The organism is Amycolatopsis sp. AA4, assembly GCF_002796545.1.
Lineage (GTDB): Bacteria > Actinomycetota > Actinomycetes > Mycobacteriales > Pseudonocardiaceae > Amycolatopsis.
On record NZ_CP024894.1, the window covers coordinates 1,781,415 to 1,799,650 of the forward strand.

Annotated in this window: 16 protein-coding genes and 1 tRNA gene; 8 read left to right on the forward strand and 9 right to left on the reverse strand. The window is 70.3% G+C overall.

Going from position 1 to position 18,236, the window contains the following annotated elements:
• Positions 1-60: 60 nt before the first annotated feature.
• From CU254_RS08550 to CU254_RS08570, 5 genes are all read right to left on the reverse strand, one after another.
• Positions 61-1,311 (reverse strand): beta-ketoacyl synthase, encoded by a 1,251-nt coding sequence (locus CU254_RS08550; RefSeq protein WP_009074688.1) that lies wholly within the window; start codon positions 1,309-1,311, stop codon positions 61-63.
• Positions 1,312-1,362: 51 nt separating this feature from the next.
• Entirely contained in the window at positions 1,363-1,608 is a 246-nt protein-coding gene (locus CU254_RS08555; protein ID WP_009074690.1) for an acyl carrier protein, read from the reverse strand.
• Positions 1,609-1,678: 70 nt separating this feature from the next.
• The gene (locus tag CU254_RS08560) at positions 1,679-2,644 is read right to left on the reverse strand and encodes a beta-ketoacyl-ACP synthase III (protein WP_037716786.1); all 966 of its coding nucleotides are present in this window, start codon (positions 2,642-2,644) and stop codon (positions 1,679-1,681) included.
• A 14-nt stretch (positions 2,645-2,658) separates the two neighbouring features.
• Complete coding sequence (locus tag CU254_RS08565) at positions 2,659-3,570, reverse strand: ACP S-malonyltransferase (protein ID WP_009074693.1); 912 nt, start codon at positions 3,568-3,570, stop codon at positions 2,659-2,661.
• 267 nt (positions 3,571-3,837) lie between these two features.
• Entirely contained in the window at positions 3,838-5,049 is a 1,212-nt protein-coding gene (locus CU254_RS08570) for a CdaR family transcriptional regulator (protein ID WP_009074695.1), read from the reverse strand.
• Positions 5,050-5,202: 153 nt separating this feature from the next.
• On the opposite strand from CU254_RS08570, the gene CU254_RS08575 reads away from it, so the two are divergent.
• The 4 genes from CU254_RS08575 to CU254_RS08590 all read left to right on the forward strand — a co-directional run bounded on the left by CU254_RS08575 (position 5,203) and on the right by CU254_RS08590 (position 9,894).
• Positions 5,203-6,120, forward strand: a complete 918-nt coding sequence (locus CU254_RS08575) for an ABC transporter ATP-binding protein (protein WP_009074697.1) — start codon at positions 5,203-5,205, stop codon at positions 6,118-6,120.
• The gene (locus CU254_RS08580; protein WP_009074699.1) at positions 6,117-7,331 is read left to right on the forward strand and encodes an ABC transporter permease; all 1,215 of its coding nucleotides are present in this window, start codon (positions 6,117-6,119) and stop codon (positions 7,329-7,331) included. Before CU254_RS08575 ends, CU254_RS08580 begins: the two co-directional genes overlap by 4 nt.
• A 705-nt stretch (positions 7,332-8,036) precedes the next feature.
• On the forward strand, positions 8,037-8,912 hold the full coding sequence (locus CU254_RS08585) for a hypothetical protein (protein WP_199785844.1): 876 nt from the start codon (positions 8,037-8,039) through the stop codon (positions 8,910-8,912).
• A 343-nt stretch (positions 8,913-9,255) separates the two neighbouring features.
• Entirely contained in the window at positions 9,256-9,894 is a 639-nt protein-coding gene (locus CU254_RS08590) for a nicotinamide mononucleotide transporter family protein (RefSeq protein ID WP_009074703.1), read from the forward strand.
• Between the two features lie 16 nt (positions 9,895-9,910).
• Here the strand turns inward: CU254_RS08590 and CU254_RS08595 are convergent, their stop codons facing one another.
• The 3 genes from CU254_RS08595 to aceE all read right to left on the reverse strand — a co-directional run bounded on the left by CU254_RS08595 (position 9,911) and on the right by aceE (position 14,345).
• Entirely contained in the window at positions 9,911-10,156 is a 246-nt protein-coding gene (locus CU254_RS08595) for a hypothetical protein (RefSeq protein ID WP_009074705.1), read from the reverse strand.
• A 77-nt stretch (positions 10,157-10,233) separates the two neighbouring features.
• The gene (locus CU254_RS08600) at positions 10,234-11,445 is read right to left on the reverse strand and encodes an alpha-hydroxy acid oxidase (RefSeq protein WP_037713005.1); all 1,212 of its coding nucleotides are present in this window, start codon (positions 11,443-11,445) and stop codon (positions 10,234-10,236) included.
• Positions 11,446-11,549: 104 nt separating this feature from the next.
• On the reverse strand, positions 11,550-14,345 hold the full coding sequence (gene aceE / locus CU254_RS08605) for a pyruvate dehydrogenase (acetyl-transferring), homodimeric type (RefSeq protein WP_009074709.1): 2,796 nt from the start codon (positions 14,343-14,345) through the stop codon (positions 11,550-11,552).
• Positions 14,346-14,744: 399 nt separating this feature from the next.
• Between aceE and CU254_RS08610 the strand changes: the two genes are divergently transcribed.
• From CU254_RS08610 to CU254_RS08620, 3 genes are all read left to right on the forward strand, one after another.
• Positions 14,745-15,179, forward strand: a complete 435-nt coding sequence (locus tag CU254_RS08610) for a DUF3052 domain-containing protein (RefSeq protein ID WP_009074710.1) — start codon at positions 14,745-14,747, stop codon at positions 15,177-15,179.
• A 56-nt stretch (positions 15,180-15,235) separates the two neighbouring features.
• The gene (locus CU254_RS08615) at positions 15,236-15,703 is read left to right on the forward strand and encodes a peroxiredoxin (protein ID WP_009074712.1); all 468 of its coding nucleotides are present in this window, start codon (positions 15,236-15,238) and stop codon (positions 15,701-15,703) included.
• Positions 15,704-15,748: 45 nt separating this feature from the next.
• Positions 15,749-15,823 (forward strand) — tRNA-Val (locus CU254_RS08620).
• Positions 15,824-16,388: 565 nt separating this feature from the next.
• Here the strand turns inward: CU254_RS08620 and CU254_RS08625 are convergent.
• Complete coding sequence (locus CU254_RS08625; RefSeq protein WP_009074714.1) at positions 16,389-17,573, reverse strand: aminotransferase class V-fold PLP-dependent enzyme; 1,185 nt, start codon at positions 17,571-17,573, stop codon at positions 16,389-16,391.
• Positions 17,574-17,618: 45 nt separating this feature from the next.
• On the opposite strand from CU254_RS08625, the gene CU254_RS08630 reads away from it, so the two are divergent.
• Positions 17,619-18,233 (forward strand): GntR family transcriptional regulator, encoded by a 615-nt coding sequence (locus CU254_RS08630; protein ID WP_037713007.1) that lies wholly within the window; start codon positions 17,619-17,621, stop codon positions 18,231-18,233.
• The last annotated feature ends 3 nt before the right edge of the window (positions 18,234-18,236 follow it).

The following is an 18,236-nucleotide window of genomic DNA, read 5'->3' on the forward strand; positions in this document are numbered from 1 at the left end:
CCTGAAACGCCGAAGGCCCCGCGGGAAGCTCCCGCGGGGCCTTCAGCGTGAAAAGGGTCCTCAGTTGGCCGGCGTGAACAGCAGCGCCGTGTTGTGCCCGCCGAAGCCGAACGAGTTGGACAGCGCCGCGGCGAGTTCGACCTTGCGGTTCTCCCCGGCCACGACGTCGAGCTGCACCTTCGGGTCCAGTTCGGTGAGGTTCAGCGTCGCGGGCACGACGCCCTCGTACAGCGCGAGAATCGTCGCGATGCCCTCGACCGCTCCGGCCCCGCCGACGAGGTGGCCGAGCGCGCCCTTAGGCGCGGTGACCACCGGGTGCTCGCCGATCGCCGCGCGGATCGCGGCCGCCTCGCCGATGTCGCCGACCACAGTGGACGTCGCGTGCGCGTTCACGTGGCCGATGTCCGAAGGGGACAGTCCGGCCATCGTCATCGCCGCGCGCATCGCCGCGATCTGCCCGATGCCCTCCGGGTGGTTGCCCGTGATGTGGTAGGCGTCGGAGGTCAGGCCGTAGCCGGCCAGCTTCGCGTAGATCCGCGCGCCGCGGGCCTTCGCGCGGTCCGCCCGCTCGAGCACGACGACGCCGGAGCCCTCGCCGAGCACGAAGCCGTCGCGGCTCACGTCGAAGGGACGCGACGCGGCCGCCGGGTCGTCGTTGCGCGTCGACACCGTGCGCGCCTGGGCGAAACCGGCGACGGTGATCGGGTGGATGCAGGCCTCGGAACCGCCCGCGACCACCACGTCGGCCCGTCCGGACCGGATCATCTCGAAGCCGTTGGCGATGCCCTCGGCCCCGGACGCGCACGCCGACGCGGGCGAGTGCACCCCGGCCCGGGCCTTCAGGTCGATGCCCACGTGCGCGGCCGGGCCGTTCGGCATCAGCATCGGCACGGTCAGCGGCGACACCTTGCGAAGACCCTGCTGGTGCAACAGATCGTTCTGGGTCAGCAGGGTCACCGGCCCGCCGACCCCGGTGCCGATCGAAACGCCGAGGCGTTCCGGTTCGACGTCCGTGTGCTCGTCGGTCTGCTCGGCGAACCCCGCGTCGGCCCAGGCCTGGCGGGCGGCGATGAGCGCCACCTGCTCGCACCGGTCGAGCCGGCGGGCCTGCACGCGGGGCAGGATGTCGGTCGGCTCGACGGCGAGCTGCGCCGCGATCCGCACCGGCAGGTCCAGCTCCTCCGCCCAGTCCGCCTCGATCGTGCGGATCCCGCTGCGGCCGGCCAGCAGACCGTCCCAGGTGGACGCGACGTCCCCGCCCAGCGGCGTGGTCGCGCCCATGCCGGTGATCACGACGTCGATGTTGCTCATGGGAGTCTCCCCAAGGTCGGCTCCGGACCGGGGCCCGGGTACGAAGAGGACTTACTTCGAGTTGGCGGACACGTAGTTCACCGCGTCGCCGACGGTCTTCAGGTTGGCCAGCTCGTCGTCCGGGATCTTGACGCCGAACTTGTCCTCGGCCTGCACGGCGATCTCGACCATCGACAGCGAGTCGATGTCCAGGTCGTCCACGAACGACTTCTCCTCGGTGACGTCGTCCTGAGCCACGCCGGCGACCTCTTCGACGATCTCGGCGAGGCCGGCGAGGATCTCAGTGTTGTCAGCCATCGGTGTTGTTCCCTTCTCGGTTCTTCTGCGGGTCCGCTCGCGGGCACGGCGCCCGCGGGGGAAGTATCGCTCAGGGCAGGACGAACGCCTGCGCGGCATAGGAAAGCCCGGCTCCGAAGCCGACCGCCAGCACCACGTCGCCGCTTTTCGCCGTTCCCGCCTTGCGCATGTGGTCCAGCGCCATCGGGATCGAGGCGGACGAGGTGTTGCCCGAGTACTTGATGTCGTCGGCCACCACCATGTCCTCGCGCGCCCCCTTGGCGCGCAGCTTCTTGGCGATCGATTCGACGATCCGGAGGTTCGCCTGGTGCGGGGCCAGCACGTCCACATCGGACGGCTGCAGCCCGGCGGCTTCCAGCGCCTGCAGCGCGATCGGCGCGATCTGCGTGGTCGCCCAGCGGAAGACCGACTGGCCCTCCTGGTAGATCCACCGGTGGTCGCGCATGTAGATCAGGTCGACGAGCTCGCCCGCGCTGCCCCACGCCACTGGGCCGATGCCCGGTTCGTCGGACGCGCCGACCAGCGCGGCCCCCGCGCCGTCGGCGAAGATGATCGCGTTCGCGCGGTCTGTCGGGTCCACGACGTCGGTGAGCTTCTCCGCGCCGATCACGAGGACCTTCTTCGCCGAGCCCGCGCGCACCAGGTCGGAGGCGACGCCGAGGCCGTAGCAGAACCCGGCGCACGCGGCGTTGAGGTCGAACGCGCCGGGGTTCGGGACGCCGATCCGCGCGGCCACCTGCGCGGCCGCGTTGGGGATCGGGGACGGCATGGTGCAGTTGGGCACGATGACGGTGTCCACTTCGGACGCGTCGACGCCCGCGTCGGCGAGCGCGTTGGTCCCGGCGGCGACGGCGTAGTCGACGAGCACGTCCTCCTTCTCGCCGAACCGCCGCTCGATGATGCCGACGCGGTCGCGGATCCACTGGTCGCTGGTGTCCATGAGCTGCGACAGGTCGTCGTTGGTGACGATCCGGTCCGGCTGGTGGCTGCCGAAGCCCAGGATGCGGGCGGCGGGGGCTCCCGGGGCCAGGTTCATGACGGGGCGGGCGGTCACTGGGCGTCCTCCTCGCGCAGCGCCGCCAGTTCGGCGGGCGTCTTCAGCGCGGTGGTAGTGGTGACGACGCCCTTGAGCTGCCGCTTGACCAGTCCGGTCAGGGTGCCCGCGGGCGCCAGTTCGACGGTGCGGTCCACGCCGAGCGAGACGAGCCCGTCCATGGTGAGGTCCCAGCGGACCGGGCGGGTCACCTGGGCGACGAGCCTGCGCAGGTATTCCGCGCCGCTCGTGACGACCTGGCCGTCGGCGTTGGACAGCAGCGGGCGCGTCGGGTCGGCCGGGGAGAGACCGGCGGCGTGCTCGCGCAGGGCGTCTTCCGCGGGGGCCATGTAGGGCGTGTGGAAGGCGCCGGCGACCTTGAGCGCACGGATCTTCGTGCCCTCCATCGGCTCGGCGATGATCCGCTCGATCGCGGCGGCGGACCCGGACGCGACGATCTGCCCGGCCCCGTTGCGGTTCGCCGCGGCGAGGCCCTGGCCTTCCAGCCACGCGGCGACTTCCTCGGGATCGCCGAGCATCACCGCGGCCATCGACGTCGGTTCGAGCGCGCACGCCTTGGCCATCTCCGCGCCGCGCGCCGCGGCGAGCGCGACGGCGTCTGCCGGGGTGAGCACGCCGGCGATCGCGGCCGCGGCCAGCTCGCCGACGGAATGCCCGGCGACCGGCGCGTCGTCGGGGACCGGGAGGTGCTCGAAGGACAGCAGGGACAGCGCGACGATCAGCGGCTGCGCGACAGCGGTGTCCTGGATCTCCTCGGCCCCGGCCTCGGTGCCGAGCCGGATCAGGTCGAGCCCGGAACGGGCGGACCACTCTTCGACGCGCGCGCGGGCGCCGTCGAGTTCGAGCCACGGAGCGAGCATGCCGGGGGCTTGGGAGCCCTGGCCGGGGGAGAGGACTGCGACTGTCACGCTGTCTATGAGACCACGGGACCGGTCGTGCTTCGGCTGCGGGCGGTCACCAAGTCCGTGCGGCGTTATTGGAGGAAACCTCCAAAGACCCGCCGGAGAACCCGGTCCTTAACCCATCTGCCTTGTGGGATTCAACCAGCGCTTGCCGTGAAGTCTGTCACGCGCGCTGCCTGCTCGCGCAGACGTCCGTGAAGGGCTCCTTGAGGGAATCTAGTTCCCTCAAGGAGCCCTTCACGGACCTCCAACGCGCCGGGTCGGGAGCGGCTCTCACCAGAGGCCGCGAGCCCGGGCCAGCCTGCCGACGGTGAGCGCGACCCGCAGGACCAGCGCGTCTCGGGCGTCGGTCGGGTTGCGGCCGGTGAGTTCGGCCGCCTTGCGCAGCCGGTACCGGACCGTGTTCGGGTGGACGAACAGCGTTTGCGCGCAGCGTTCCAGGACCCCGCCGGTGTCCAGGTAGGTCTCGACCGTACGCTGCAGCGCCGCACCCGCCTCCTCCAGCGGCCGGGCCACCAGGTCGACCAGCAGCCGTTCCGCGCCGGGGTCGCCGGAGAGCGCGCGTTCGGGGAGGAGGTCGTCGGAGCGGACCGGGCGTGGCGCGGCGGGCCAGCCGACTACCGCGCGCAGTCCGGACAGGGCTTCGGCCGCGCTGTGGTGGGCTTCGGCGAGCGTCGGCACCGTCGGGCCCGCGACGACCGGGCCATCGGCGAAGACTGTGGCCATCCGGGCGAGGATTTCGCGTTCCTTCGGCCCGCCCTCGGTGGGGCCGCCGATCACGATCACCAATCGCGAACCCTGCACCGACAACAACACCGCGCGGCCGACGCGCGCGGCGCGGGCGCGGACGTCGAAAACCACCGTCGGCGGGTCTTCCGAGGGCGGATTTCCCACCATGACCGTCGCCGCCGCGGCCGGGTCCCAGCCGAGCGCCGCGGCTCGGGACAACACGGATTCCTCGGCGTCGCCGCGGACGATTCCGTCGACCACGAGAGCTTCCAGCCGGGCATCCCACGCACCGCGCGCTTCCGCCGCGGCGGCGTAGGAATTGGCCGCGGCGAAAGCGATTTCCCTGCCGTAGCGCAGAATTCCTTCGATCAACGCGGCGCGTTCGGTTTCCGACGCGGCGAATTCGGGGAGCTGTTCCTCGAACACCTCGATCGCGAGCCGCACCATCGCGACGGCCTGGCGCAGGCTGATCCAGCGCGACACTTCAGTCGGCGCGTCGCGGAACGCTTCGGTGGTGAGCTTCAGCGCTTCCTTCGAATCCCGCAGCCACGCGACGAATCCGCTGGCCCCGGTCTGCGTGATCAGCAGGACGCTGGCGCGCTGGTCGGCGGGCAGCCGCGCGAACCACACCAGGCGGCGTTCCATTTCCGCGACGCTGGCGCTCGCCAGCCGCCCGGAGGCGTGCTCCAGGCTGCGCAGGGTTTTCGCGGACAGCCCGTGGTGCTTGCGCGCGGGTCGTCCCGTGGTGTCGGCCATGTCGGAGCCGATCCTACGTGCCGCCCGCGACCCGCAACTTCAGGCGGACGCGGCAGCGACCCGAGGTGGTGGGCGGCGGCCCGCCGAAGTGCCTAGGATCCCGGGTGGGGTGGCAGGGGATCACCCCGGGAAAAGAGAACAGGGGGACGGGCCATGCCAGAGCCCGGACTGGAGATCGACGGGATCTCCAAACGGTACGGCGCCGTGGTGGCGCTCGAGAACATGACGTTCGACGTGCGGCCGGGGGAGCTGTTCGGATTCGTCGGCAGCAACGGGGCGGGAAAAACGACCACGATGCGCATCGCGCTCGGCGTGCTGAGCGCCGACGCCGGACAGGTGCGCTACGCGGGCGAACCGATCACGCACGAAACGCGCAGGCAGATCGGCTACATGCCGGAGGAACGCGGGCTGTACCCGAAAATGAAGGTCGGAGAACAGCTCACGTATCTGGCCCGGCTGCACGGAATGCCCGCCGCGGAAGCGAAGGCCTCGAGCGAGCGCTGGACCGAACGCCTCGGCGTGGCCGCGCGCCGCGACGACGAGGTGCAGAAGCTCAGCCTCGGCAACCAGCAGCGCGTGCAGCTGGCCGCCGCACTGGTGCACGAACCGCGGATTCTCGTGCTGGACGAACCGTTTTCCGGACTGGACCCGGTGGCCGTCGACGTGATGAGCGACGTGCTGAAGGAAAAGGCGGCCGAGGGCGTTCCAGTCGTGTTTTCCAGCCACCAGCTGGATTTGGTGGAACGGCTGTGCGACCGGATCGGGATTGTCCGGAGTGGACGGATGGAAGCGTCCGGCACGGTGGCGGAACTGCGCGCGGGCGGGACGACCCGGCTGCTCGTCGACGCGCCGGAGGCGCCGGAGAACTGGGCGGCCGGGCTGCCCGGGGTGACCGTGATCGGCCGCGAGGGAGCGGTGACCGAACTCGAACTGGCCGACGGCGCGGACGACCAGGCGGTGCTGCGCGCCGCGCTGGCGACCGGCCCGGTGCGCGAATTCGCGCGCAAACTGCCTTCCCTGACCGAGTTGTTCCGTTCCGTCGTGTCCGAGCAGCAGGAGGCCGCGGCATGACCGGGTCGAACGTCCAGATGAGCCCCTTGTCCGCGGTCGGCCTCGTGGCCGGGCGGGAAATCACCACGCGCGTCAATTCCAAGGCCTACCGCGTCACCACGCTGGTGATGGTGCTGATCGTCGTCGGGCTGGCGCTGATCTTCAAATTCTTCAACGGCGGCGGGAGCGCCGACGCGACGGTCGGCTACGTGCCCGCCGCCGCGCAGCTGGCCGAGCCGCTGACCGCGACGGCCAAGTCGATCGGCCAGACCGTCGCGACGCAGCAGGTGCCCGACGAGAAGACCGGCCAGGACAAGCTGCGGGACGGCTCCATCGACGCGCTGCTGGTGCAGGACGCGAAGCGCGTGCACGTCCAGGTGAAGAAGGACCTGGACGGGAAGCTGAAGAACACCTTCACCGTGCTCGAGGGGCAGCTGGCGCTCAACCAGCAGATCGAATCCCTCGGCGGCGACCCGGCGAAGGTGCGCCAGGCGACCGCCGAGGCGACGATCGACGAACTGCCGCCGCTCGAGAAGCCGTACGACTACAACGGGCAGCAGCTGGTGCTCGGCATCATCGCGGGCATCCTGATCTACCTCTCGCTGATGCTCAACGGGCAGGGCGTGGCGCAGGGCGTCGTCGAGGAGAAGACGTCGCGGGTGGTCGAACTGCTGCTGTCGACGATCAAACCGTGGCAGCTGATGGCCGGGAAGGTGCTCGGCATCGGCACCGTCGGGCTGATCCAGATGCTGGCGATCGGCGTGGCGGGCGTCGCGGCCGGGCTCGGGTTCGGGGTGCTGACGATCTCGGTGAACGCGGCGGTCGGCACGGTGATCTGGCTGATCGTCTGGTACCTGCTCGGGTTCTTCATGTATTCGATCGTGTTCGCCGCGCTGGGCGCGCTGGTGTCGCGGCAGGAGGACGTGGCGGGCGCGACGATGCCCGCGCTGATGTTCGTGATCGCCGGGTACGTGGTGGGGATTTCGATCCTGCCGTCGAATCCGGGGAGCCCGCTGGCCGAGGTGCTGTCGGTGATCCCGGTGTTCGCGCCGACGATGATGCCGATGCGGCTGGCGATGGGCGGCGTGCCGGTGTGGGAGGCGGTGCTGTCGGTCGGCCTAGTCGTGGCGCTCATCCCGGCGCTGATCTGGCTGGCCGCGCGGATCTACCGCAACGCGGTGATGCGCACCGGCGCGAAGGTGAAGCTGCGGGACGCGCTGCGCGCTGCCTGACGGCGGGGTTTCGGACGGCGGGTCGCGGCGGGATGCCGCGGCCCGCCGTTTCTGTCTACTCTCGGTGGACGCGGTGGCCCAGTGAGGGACGGGGGCGGCGGAGGCGCTAACCCACGTGGGTTAGCGGCAACGGGTGAGTTGCGGGCACGCCGCCCCTCGCGAGCGCGCCGTCGCGACCGTTGGCCACGCGTCAATTAACGACCTTCGCTCCGCGCGCTATTGCCGCCTCGCGGTTATCCGGCGGGCGGGCGGAAGATCCGCGCAATTCGCGGCCGGCGGCTGTCCGGCAACGCGAATTCGCACCGCGCGGACCGGGCCTCTCCGGGATTCCCGTCCGGATCTCCGCGCGGTCGCGCCCTGGTCGGCGCGCAAATCCGGCGGGGACCCGGCAATCGGCCGAACATGAAGGCCAGATGAACGGCGGAGAAAACCCGAACCGCATTCGTCTCGGAAGCGCCGCCGCGCGGCGAGAAAGAGCGGGAAATGTTCGAGGCCGCTCGGCGCTTGCGGTTTTCGCTGCGCCGAGCGGCCTCGTCTCCCCGGTCCCCACCGGTACGACAAGTATGGCGGCGATTGATCTTCCCGCGCCAGTCGTCTCACTCGATCGTGGTGCACAGCACTCAGGTCCAGTGGGTACCTGTCCTGCGACCCGGTGCGACAGGACGGTGCCGGAATCCACGTCGAACCGCGGCGAAGGGAGCCAGCGTGGGTGAACAACTCAAGGACGGACTCGGACAGGCCTGGAATCTGGTGGCCACGTTCGTCCCGAAACTCGTGGGTTTTCTGATCATCCTCTTGATCGGCTGGCTGATCGCGAAAGCCGTGTCCAAAGCCCTCGGGCTCGTTCTCGGAAAACTCGGTTTCACGCGCCTGGTCGAGAAGACCGGGCTGACCGGAATGGTGAAGGGCGCGAATCTCGACGCCACCACGGTGCTCGTGAAACTCGTCTACTACTTCATTCTGCTGATCGCGCTGCAGCTGGCGTTCGGGGTGTTCGGGCAGTCGAACCCGGTGAGCCAGCTGCTGAACGACATCATCGCGTTCCTGCCGAGGATCCTGGTCGCGGTGGTGCTGATCATCGTGGCCGCGGCGATCGCGAAGGTCGTGCGGGACGTCGTCGCCGGCGCCCTGTCGGGCCGTCCGGCCGGACGGCTGCTGAGCACGATCGCGTACTGGCTGGTGATGGCGTTCGGCATCATCGCGGCGCTGGGCCAGGTCAACATCGCGACCTCGGTGACCGGCCCGCTGCTGATCGCGGTGCTCGCGACCGCGGGCGGCGTGATCGTGGTCGGCTTCGGCGGCGGCCTGATCAAACCGGCCCAGCAGCGGTGGGACGGCTGGCTGGCCAACCTGCAGGGCCAGCTCGGCTCGGGTTCCGGCAGCGGCGCCGGCCCGCGGGAGCCGGGACAGGTGAGCGGACAGCACGCGCACGCCGGGCAGACCCGGCCGCAGGCCTACCCGCAGTCGCAGTCGGGCAGCCTTCCGCAGCCCGGCGAGCAGACCCGCCAGATGCCCGCGGACGGCGGCCGCCCGCCGGAGCCGCCGACCCCGCCCGCCGGGTTCGGCCGCGTGGAGCGCTGAGGCAGTACCGGAAGGAAAGGCGAGGCCGGTGCTCCGCGGACGAGGTGCTCCGCGGGGCCTTCACCGGCGCCGGGCCGTGCTGCTGACCGGATTCGAGCCCGGTCGGCCGCTTCGCTGACGGTCCTTCCCGATCTGAGGATCGGGGGCCAGGGCCGCGTTGCTGAGGCAGCGCGGCCCTGCGCGCTTGCTCGAGCGATGAAGGCCCGGTGCCACTTCGGCGCCGGGCCTTCGCCATGTTCGGTCCGGGCGTCCGCTGAGCGGGACTGTCTGCAGTCTCACATCGGCACGGGAATGGCCGCTCCGTGTTGCATGTTGGGAGGCGTAGATCGGAAGGGGTGCCGACGTGGACTTCCTGTTGCACCACGGCGTGACCGTGTTCGGGCAGTGGATCTCGATCGCCGAGCTGGCCGGGCAGCTGTTCGCGCTCGCGGTCGTGTTCCTCGCGCAGCGGCGGACGCTGTGGACCTGGCCGGTCCAGGTCGGCGCGACCGTGCTGCTTTTCTCCGTTTACGCCTCCGCGCATCTCGGCGGTCTCGCCGGACGCCAGGTCGCGATCCTGCTCATCTCGCTCTACGGCTGGTGGGCCTGGAACCGCCGGACCGACCCGGTGTACGGCGTGGTCGTGCGCAAGGGCCGCTGGACCGAGCGGGCCGTGATGCTCGGCGCGTTCGCGCTGGGCACGGTCGCGATGGCCCTGACGCTCCAGGCGCTCGACGCCTCGTGGGCGCCGTGGCCGGACGCCGCGATCTTCGTCGGGACGCTGGTCGCGTTCGCCGCCCAGGGCGTCGGTCTCGTGGAGTTCTGGGGCGTGTGGCTGGTGGTCGACGCGATCGGCGTGCCGCTGCAGATCAGCTCCGGCCTGTACTTCTCGGCCGCGATCTACCTGGTCTTCGCCGCGTTGGTGATCCACGGCTGGGTCACCTGGAACCGCTCGGCGCGCACCGCGGTGTCCGGCGGCAAGACCGTCGCCGCGGCGCGCTGACGGCAACCTCGCTCGCTCAGGCGCCGAGCGCGAGCTGACCGTCCGGGGTCAGCTCGGCCGGCGTCCACTGCCCGACCGCTCCGCCCAGCGCGGACGCCGGGCGGACCAGGCCTTCCCGGACGAGGTCGTGCGCGGTCGTCTGGTCGCAGCAGGGCAGGCCGTCGACTCTCAGGTCCGGTTCGCAGCTGCGGGTGAGTTCGGCTCGGCCGGCGGCGATCGCGCGCAGCATCGCCAGCGCGCGGCGGTTCAGCGTGACGGACATGGTCCCCTCCCTCGGACGTTCCGAAGAGAGGAGACGTGATGCCCGTCACTGGATACCGGATTATGCCGAACTGACGCTCACCGGAGCGTCGCGTGGGTGGGGCGCAGATCGTCCACCCGCCGGACCCCGAGCAGCTGCATCGTGCGGACCATCTCGGTGCGCAGGATGTCCACGCAGCGCTGCACGCCGCGTTCGCCGCCCGCCATCAGGCCGTACAGGAACGCGCGGCCGATCAGCACCGCGTTCGCGCCGCGGGCCAGCGCGGCCACGATGTCGCCGCCGGACAGGATGCCGGTGTCGACCCAGACCTCGGCCTCGCCCTCGACCGCGTCGAGTGCCGCGGGCAGCAGTTCGATCGGCGTGGGCGCGCGGTCGAGCTGGCGGCCGCCGTGGTTGGACAGCAGGACCGCGTCCGCGCCGTGTTTCACCACGTCACGGGCGTCGTCGACGTTCTGCACGCCCTTGACCACGAGCTTGCCCGGCCAGGTCTGGCGCACCCAGTCGAGGTCGTCGAAGTTCAGCGTCGGGTCGAAAAGCTTGTCCAGCAGTTCCGCGACGGTGCCGCCGAACCGGTTGAGCGAAGCGAAGTTCAGCGGTTCGGTGGTCAGCAGGTTGAACCACCACGCCGGGTGCATCGCGCCGTCCACGAACGTCTTCAGCGTGATCGCGGGCGGGATGGTGAGACCGTTGCGGACGTCGCGCAGCCGCTGGCCCGCGACCGGGGTGTCGACGGTCAGCAGGAGCGTGTCGTATCCGCTCTCCCACGCGCGATTCATCAGATCTTCGCCCGCGCCGTGGTCGCGCCACACGTACAGCTGGAACCATTTGCGCGCGTCCGGCGCGGCCGCGGCGAGGTCCTCGATCGACGTGGTGCCCATCGTCGAGAGCGCCATCGGGAGGTTGTTGCGCTGCGCCACCCTGGCCACCGCGCTCTCGCCCTCGGTCTGCATCATCCGCGTGAACCCGGTGGGCGCGAACGCGAACGGCAGTGCCGAGCGCTTGCCGAGGATCTCCCTGCTGGTGTCCACATCGGACACTCCGCGCAGCACGTTGGGCTGGAATTCCACGCGGCGGTAAGCCTGCCGGGCGCGGCGCAGGCTGTCCTCGAGTTCGGCCGCGCCGTCGGTGTAGTCGAACGCCGCGCGCGGGGTCCGCTTGCGCGCGATCATCCGCAGGTCGGCGATCGTGTGCGCGCCGGCCAGGCGCCGGTCGGTCGGGTTGAGCACGATCGGCTTCGGCCGCAGGATCTCTTTGAGTTCGCTGGGCCGGGGCAGGCGACGCTGGGTCACGCTCGACCACCTTTCGTCAGGCATCCGGATACATCCGATGTCTACCCTAAAGCAGAGGCCCCTCCAAGACACCGTCCCGGAGGGGCCTCTGCATTGAGCAACGGTCACGCGTTGCCGGAGTCGGACGTCTGCGGCCCGGCGGCCGCCACGTCGTCGAGCCGGTAGCGGCGCGCCGCCTCGGCGACCTTCGCCTGGTCGAACTCGCCGCGCTTGGCGAGCGCGGACAGCGCGCCGACGGTGATCGACTCGGCGTCCACCAGGAACTTGCGCCGCGCGGCCGGGCGGGTGTCGGAGAAGCCGAACCCGTCGGTGCCGAGCGTGAGCATGTCGGTGGGCACCCACGGGCGGATCAGGTCCGGCACCGCGCGCATCCAGTCCGACACGGCCACGACCGGGCCGGAGACCTCGGACAGCTTCTGCGTGACGTACGGGACCCGCGGCGTCTGGTCCGGGTGCAGCAGGTTCTCGTGGTCGATCTCGACCGCTTCGCGGCGCAGTTCGCCCCACGACGTGGCCGACCACACCGCGGCCCGCACGCCCCACTCCTCGGCCAGCATCTTCTGCGCCTTGAGCGCGTCCGGCATCGTGACGCCGGAAACCAGCACCTGAACCTCCGGGCCGTCGCCCTCGGGCGCGTCGGAGTACCGGTAGAGGCCCTTCAGGACGCCGTCGACGTCCAGGCTCTCCGGCTCGGCCGGCTGCTGGTACGGCTCGTTGTAGATGGTGATGTAGTAGAAGATGTTCTCGCCGTTGCCGTCCGGTCCGGTCTCGCCGTACATCCGGCGCAGGCCGTCCTTGACGATGTGGGCGATCTCGAACGAGTAGGCCGGGTCGTAGGCCACCACGGCCGGGTTCGTCGCCGCCAGCAGCAGCGAGTGCCCGTCCGCGTGCTGCAGGCCCTCGCCGGTCAGCGTGGTGCGGCCGGCGGTGGCGCCGAGCACGAAGCCGCGGGCCATCTGGTCCGCCGCCGCGTACAGGCCGTCGCCGGTGCGCTGGAACCCGAACATCGAGTAGAAGATGTAGATCGGGATCATCGGCTCGCCGTGCGTCGCGTACGACGTGCCGACGGCGGTGAACGACGCGGTGGAACCCGCCTCGTTGATGCCCTCGTGCAGCAGCTGGCCCTTCTCGGACTCCTTGTACGCCAGCATCAGGCTCGCGTCGACCGAGGTGTAGGTCTGGCCGTGCGGGTTGTAGATCTTGGCGGTCGGGAACATCGAGTCGAGGCCGAACGTGCGGGCCTCGTCCGGGATGATCGGGACGATCCGCTTGCCGATCTCCGAGTCCTTCGCCAGCTCGCGGATGAGCCGGACGATCGCCATCGTGGTGGCGACCTCCTGCTTGCCCGAGCCCTTGCGGACGCCCTCGTAGACCTTGTCGCCGGGCAGCACGAGCGCCTTGGCGGTCTTCGGGCGGCGCTCCGGCAGGTACCCGCCCAGCGCCTTGCGGCGGCCGCGCATGTACTCGATCTCCGGCGAGTCCGGGCCCGGGTGGTAGTACGGCGGCAGCTTCGGGTCGCGCTCGAGCTCCTCGTCGCTGATCGGGATCCGCTGGGTGTCGCGGAACAGCTTCAGGTCGTCGAGCGTGAGCTTCTTCATCTGGTGCGTGGCGTTGCGGCCCTCGAACGCCGGGCCGAGGCCGTAGCCCTTGATCGTGTGCGCCAGGATCACCGTCGGCTGGCCGGAGTGCTCCATGGCCGCCTTGTACGCCGCGTACACCTTGCGGTAGTCGTGGCCGCCGCGCTTGAGGTTCCAGATCTCCTGGTCGGTGAGGTCCTTGACCAGGTCCTTCGTGCGCGGGTCGCGGCCGAAGAAGTGCTCCCGGACGAAGGCGCCGTCGTTGGCCTTGTACGTCTGGTAGTCGCCGTCCGGCGTGACGTTCATCAGGTTGACCAGCGCGCCGTCGCGGTCCGCGTGCAGCAGCGAGTCCCACTCGCGACCCCAGATGACCTTGATCACGTTCCAGCCCGCGCCGCGGAAGTACGCCTCGAGCTCCTGGATGATCTTGCCGTTGCCGCGCACCGGGCCGTCGAGCCGCTGCAGGTTGCAGTTGATCACGAAGGTCAGGTTGTCCAGGCCCTCGCCCGCGGCCACGTGGATCAGGCCGCGCGATTCGGCCTCGTCCATCTCGCCGTCGCCGAGGAACGCCCACACGTGCTGGTCGGAGGTGTCCTTGATCCCGCGGTCGTGCAGGTAGCGGTTGAACCGCGCCTGGTAGATCGCGTTCATCGGGCCGAGGCCCATCGACACCGTCGGGTTCTCCCAGAACTCCGGCATCAGCCGCGGGTGCGGGTACGACGGCAGGCCGCCGCCCTCGCCCGCGTGGCTGTACTCCTGGCGGAACCCGTCGAGCTGCTGCTCGGTGAGGCGGCCCTCGAGGAACGCGCGCGCGTACATGCCGGGGGAGGCGTGGCCCTGGAAGAAGACCTGGTCGCCGCCGCCGGAGTGGTCCTTGCCGCGGAAGAAGTGGTTGAAGCCCACCTCGTAGAGCGCCGCCGACGAGGCGTAGGTCGAGATGTGGCCGCCGACGCCGACGCCCGGCCGCTGCGCGCGGTGCACCATGATCGCCGCGTTCCAGCGGATGTAGCGGCGGTAGCGGCGCTCGATCTCCTCGTCGCCCGGGAACCACGGTTCGTTCTCGGTGGGGATCGTGTTCACGTAGTCGGTGGACGTGAGCGCCGGGACGCCGACGTTGCGCTCCCGGGCGCGCTCGAGGATGCGCAGCATCAGGTACCTGGCCCGCTGCTGGCCCCCTCGCGCCAGCGCCTCGTCGAAGGAGTCCAGCCATTCGCTGGTCTCTTCCGGGTCGATGTCGGGAAGGTGCGCCGCGAGTCCGTCACGGATGACGCGTACGCGAGCCGGGGTCTCCTTGCCGGAGGCGCCGTCGTTCTGCGGGGCCAAGGGGTCTCCTTGTAGCTGGTTGTAGCCGTTGTAGCTGGTGGGCGGGAGTGCTCGCCGACGTCCATGGTCGTCCCGGTTGGGGTTCCCGTCACCTGTACTGCCCGGTAACATCGGCCGCCCGAGTGTCGCCACTCCCCGCGCACGGTGTATCGCGCGCGCGTTTTCTCTCCTCCACCCTAAAGGAGGCTCCCGGGGAGAGGCGCGCAGTGGTGGGGTACTGAGTGCCACCCGGAGTCGGGCGATCCGGCGGCAAGCCCCTACGCTGCAGACACGACTTGCCAAAGATCCGGTGTGGACGGTTGCGCGCAGCGCCGCGTCAGTGTTCGCTGTTCGACAACCGTGTATCCGAGTGCGGCGGACCTACCGCCGCGCTCCGTCGTAGTTGGAGGAGTGGAAGCAGTGGTCGCCGCGGGAGACGCAGGCAACGCCGGCGTCGCCGAGAGCCTTGGCATCAAGCCGGACATGGTGGTCCAGGAGATCGGCTGGGACGAGGACGTCGACGACGACGTCCGCGCGGCGATCGAGGAAACCATCGGCGGTGAGCTCCTCGACGAAGACGCGCAGGAGGTCATCGACGTTGTGCTGCTGTGGTGGCGCGACAACGACGGAGACCTCGGGGACGCGCTGGTCGACGCGCGCGGTCCGCTGGACGAGAACGGCGTGATCTGGGTGCTGACCCCGAAGACCGGGCAGCCCGGGCACGTCGAGCCCAGCGACATCGCCGAGGCGGTGCCCCAGGTCGGGCTCGCCCAGACGGCGAACATCAGCGTGGGCCCGGGCTGGCTGGGCACCCGGCTGGTGTCGCCGAAGTCCTCGAAGGCCAAGCAGCGCTGAGGCCGCGATAGGGTGGGCGGGCACGCTCGTGTTCGCTCTGGAGAGGAATCGCCGGTATGGCCGTCGAGGTCGGTTCGCAGGCCCCTGACTTCACGCTCAACGACTACAACAAGCAGCCGGTCACGCTGTCGCAGTTCAAGGGCGACAAGCCGGTCCTGCTGGTGTTCTACCCGTTTGCTTTCAGCGGGATCTGCACCGGCGAACTGTGCCAGCTGCGCGACGAGTTCGGCGACTACGACGGCAAGGGCGTCCAGGTGCTGGGCGTTTCGGTCGACACGCCGTTCTCGCTCAAGGCGTGGGCCGAGCAGGAGGGCTACCAGTTCCCGCTGCTGTCGGACTTCTGGCCGCACGGCGAGGTGGCGCAGAAGTACGGCGTCTTCAACGACCAGGCCGGGCTCGCCGTCCGCGGCACCTTCCTGATCGACACCGAAGGCGTGGTTCGCTTCGCCGAGGTCAACGCGCCGGGCGAGGCGCGCGACCAGGCGGGGTGGAAGAAGGCGGTCGAGGAACTGACCGCCGCCTGACCAGGTTTCGTCCGCCGGGGCGGGGATTTCCCTGCTCCGGCGTGCGGGCGCATAGCTCAGCGGGAGAGCACTCGGTTTACACCCGAGCGGTCGCAGGTTCGATCCCTGCTGCGCCCACCAGCCTTTCGGGTTTCGCCCTGTCCGGTGGATTCTGTCCACCGGACAGGGTTTTCTTTTCGCCCGGAACCCTGCTCTCAGGAGGACGGCGGAGGGACGTCGTCGAGCCCGAGCATCCGGCTCAGCAGGGCGACCGATCGGCGTAACGGCGGATCGCTTCCGACGGCGCGGTGCCGGGCAGGCAAGACGGTGCTCGGCGAACCCAGCCTGTTCAAGCAGCCGGCGCTGGGATTCTCGGCCGTCCGGACCGGGTCGTCCCTCCTGCCGACCACGCCGGTTCGGCCCGCGGCACGCTCAACCCGGCGTTCGCGGTCGGCATCGCGCTCGTCGGCACTGTCTACTTTGGACTGCTGCCCGCCCAGGGGCCGTGGCGAAACCTAGGCGCGAGAGAAGGCCCCTGGGCCGGGTTCCCCCATCAATCCCGGCCCAGGAGGCCTTCTCTTTCCTCCCCCTGCCCCGTCGGGCCTGCCCCCTCGACAAGCCCGGCCGTGGCGCACTCCGCGGGTGTACGCGAGACAAGAGGCGGCTTCGGCGGCGCTGGATACTGCGTCAAACGGGTGATCTCTGCTCAGCGCGCGAGCGCGGCGACCTCCGCGGTCAGCCGGTCGATCTCCTCCTCGGTGTTGTAGTAGTGCACCGACGCGCGGACCAGGTCCGGCAGGCGGCGGGCGGTGAAGTCGTACTGCGCCGACGACGCGTGCGCGACGCTCGTGTTGATCTTCGCCGCGTTCAGGCGGTCCTTGATCTCGTCCGCGGGCACTCCATCGACGCTGAAGGTCACGAGGCCGCACTTGCGCGCGCCCGCGTCGTGCACGGTGACGCGGCTCAGTTCGGCCAGGCGGGAGCGCAGGGTCGCGGCCAGGGCGGTGACTCGTTCCTCGATCGCGGGCAGGCCCCATTCCAGCGCGTAGTCCACTGCCGCGCCGAGGCCGAGTACTGCGGCGTAGTCGCGTTCCCATACCTCGAAGCGCTTCGCGGTCGGGTCGACGACGTACTCGGTCGGGGAGGTCCACGTGGCCGAGTGCAGGTCGAGCATCGCCGGTTCGAGGCGGTCGCGCAGGCGCGGGTGCACGTACAGGAAGCCGGTGCCGCGCGGGCCGCGCAGGTACTTGCGGCCGGTGGAGGTCAGGGCGTCGCAGCCGATGCGTTCGACGTCGAGGTCGAGCTGCCCGGCCGACTGGCACGCGTCGAGCAGGAACGGGATGCCTGCCTCGCGCGCGACGGCGCCGATTTCCTCGGCGGGGTTCACCAAACCGCCCTGCGTCGGGACGTGGGTCACCGCGATGAGCTTGACGTCGGAGCCGATCCGGCGGCGCAGGTCGGCGACGTCGAGCTGGCCGGTTTCGTCGGCGTCCACGACCTCCACGGTCGCTCCGGTCCGGCGCGCGATCTGGAGGTAGGCGATGGCGTTGCTGGCGTATTCGGCGCTCGCGGTGAGGATCCGGTCGCCCGGTCCGAACGGCAGCGCGTAGAAGATCGCCTGCCACGAGCGGGTCGCGTTGTCGCTGAGCGCGATGTCGTCCGGAGCGGCGTTGAGCAGCCGCGCGACCGAGGCGTACACGCCGTCGAGGCGGCCTCTGGCCTGTTCGGCCGCTTCGTAGCCGCCGAGCAGGGATTCGGTGCGCAGATAGTCGATCACGGTGTCGGTGACCCGGGCGGGAGGGAGGGCGGAGCCGGCGTTGTTGAAGTGCGCGACTCCGACGCATCCGGGGGTTTCATGCCTTGCGCGGTCGACATCGAAAGAGCTGGCCATATGAACTGAATACAGTACAGGCTAACTGTGTGCAATACTCGCCGCATGGTCAAGAGGCTCATGCGCGGGGAACTTCTCGAAGAGATCACCGCGCGCGTACTCGACGGACGGCTTCCCGCGGACAGCCGGGTCAACGAGGTCCACCTGGCCAACGAGCTGGGCGTCTCCCGGACCCCGCTGCGCGAGGCGCTCATCGGGCTGGCCGACCGCGGCCTGCTCGTCGCCGCGCCGGGTCGCGGATTCCTGGTCGCGCCGTTCGATCCGCAGGAGGCGCGCCGGCTGTACCCGCTGGTCGCCGAGCTGGAAGCGCTCGCGCTGCGGTGGACGTCGCCGCTCGAACTCGCTTCGCTACCGGACGCGCTCGACCGGATTTCCGACGAGATCGCGGATTCCGCCGACCTGCCCGCGGCGGACGACCGTTGGCACGCGCTGCTCACGTCCCGCTGCGACAACCCGCATCTGCTGCGCTTGATCGAGCAGACAAAGCCGTTGCTCAAACGCTACGAGACGGCATACTTCGGCGGGCGGGACCGGGTGGCGGAGAGCGTGGCCGAACACCGCGAGATCGCGGCGGCCCTGCGGGCGAACGACCTGCCCGGCGCGTCCGCGCTGCTCGTCCGGAACTGGGTGAAAGCGTTGACGTACTTGAAGGGGAGCTGATCC

Coding starts and splice junctions, on each gene's coding strand:
- CU254_RS08550 (WP_009074688.1), bottom strand. CDS start 1,311: ATGAGCAACATCGACGTCGTGATCACCGGCATGGGCGCGACCACGCCG.
- CU254_RS08555 (WP_009074690.1), bottom strand. CDS start 1,608: ATGGCTGACAACACTGAGATCCTCGCCGGCCTCGCCGAGATCGTCGAA.
- CU254_RS08560 (WP_037716786.1), bottom strand. CDS start 2,644: ATGAACCTGGCCCCGGGAGCCCCCGCCGCCCGCATCCTGGGCTTCGGC.
- CU254_RS08570 (WP_009074695.1), bottom strand. CDS start 5,049: ATGGCCGACACCACGGGACGACCCGCGCGCAAGCACCACGGGCTGTCC.
- CU254_RS08575 (WP_009074697.1), top strand. CDS start 5,203: ATGCCAGAGCCCGGACTGGAGATCGACGGGATCTCCAAACGGTACGGC.
- CU254_RS08580 (WP_009074699.1), top strand. CDS start 6,117: ATGACCGGGTCGAACGTCCAGATGAGCCCCTTGTCCGCGGTCGGCCTC.
- CU254_RS08595 (WP_009074705.1), bottom strand. CDS start 10,156: ATGTCCGTCACGCTGAACCGCCGCGCGCTGGCGATGCTGCGCGCGATC.
- CU254_RS08615 (WP_009074712.1), top strand. CDS start 15,236: ATGGCCGTCGAGGTCGGTTCGCAGGCCCCTGACTTCACGCTCAACGAC.
- CU254_RS08625 (WP_009074714.1), bottom strand. CDS start 17,573: ATGGCCAGCTCTTTCGATGTCGACCGCGCAAGGCATGAAACCCCCGGA.
- CU254_RS08630 (WP_037713007.1), top strand. CDS start 17,619: ATGGTCAAGAGGCTCATGCGCGGGGAACTTCTCGAAGAGATCACCGCG.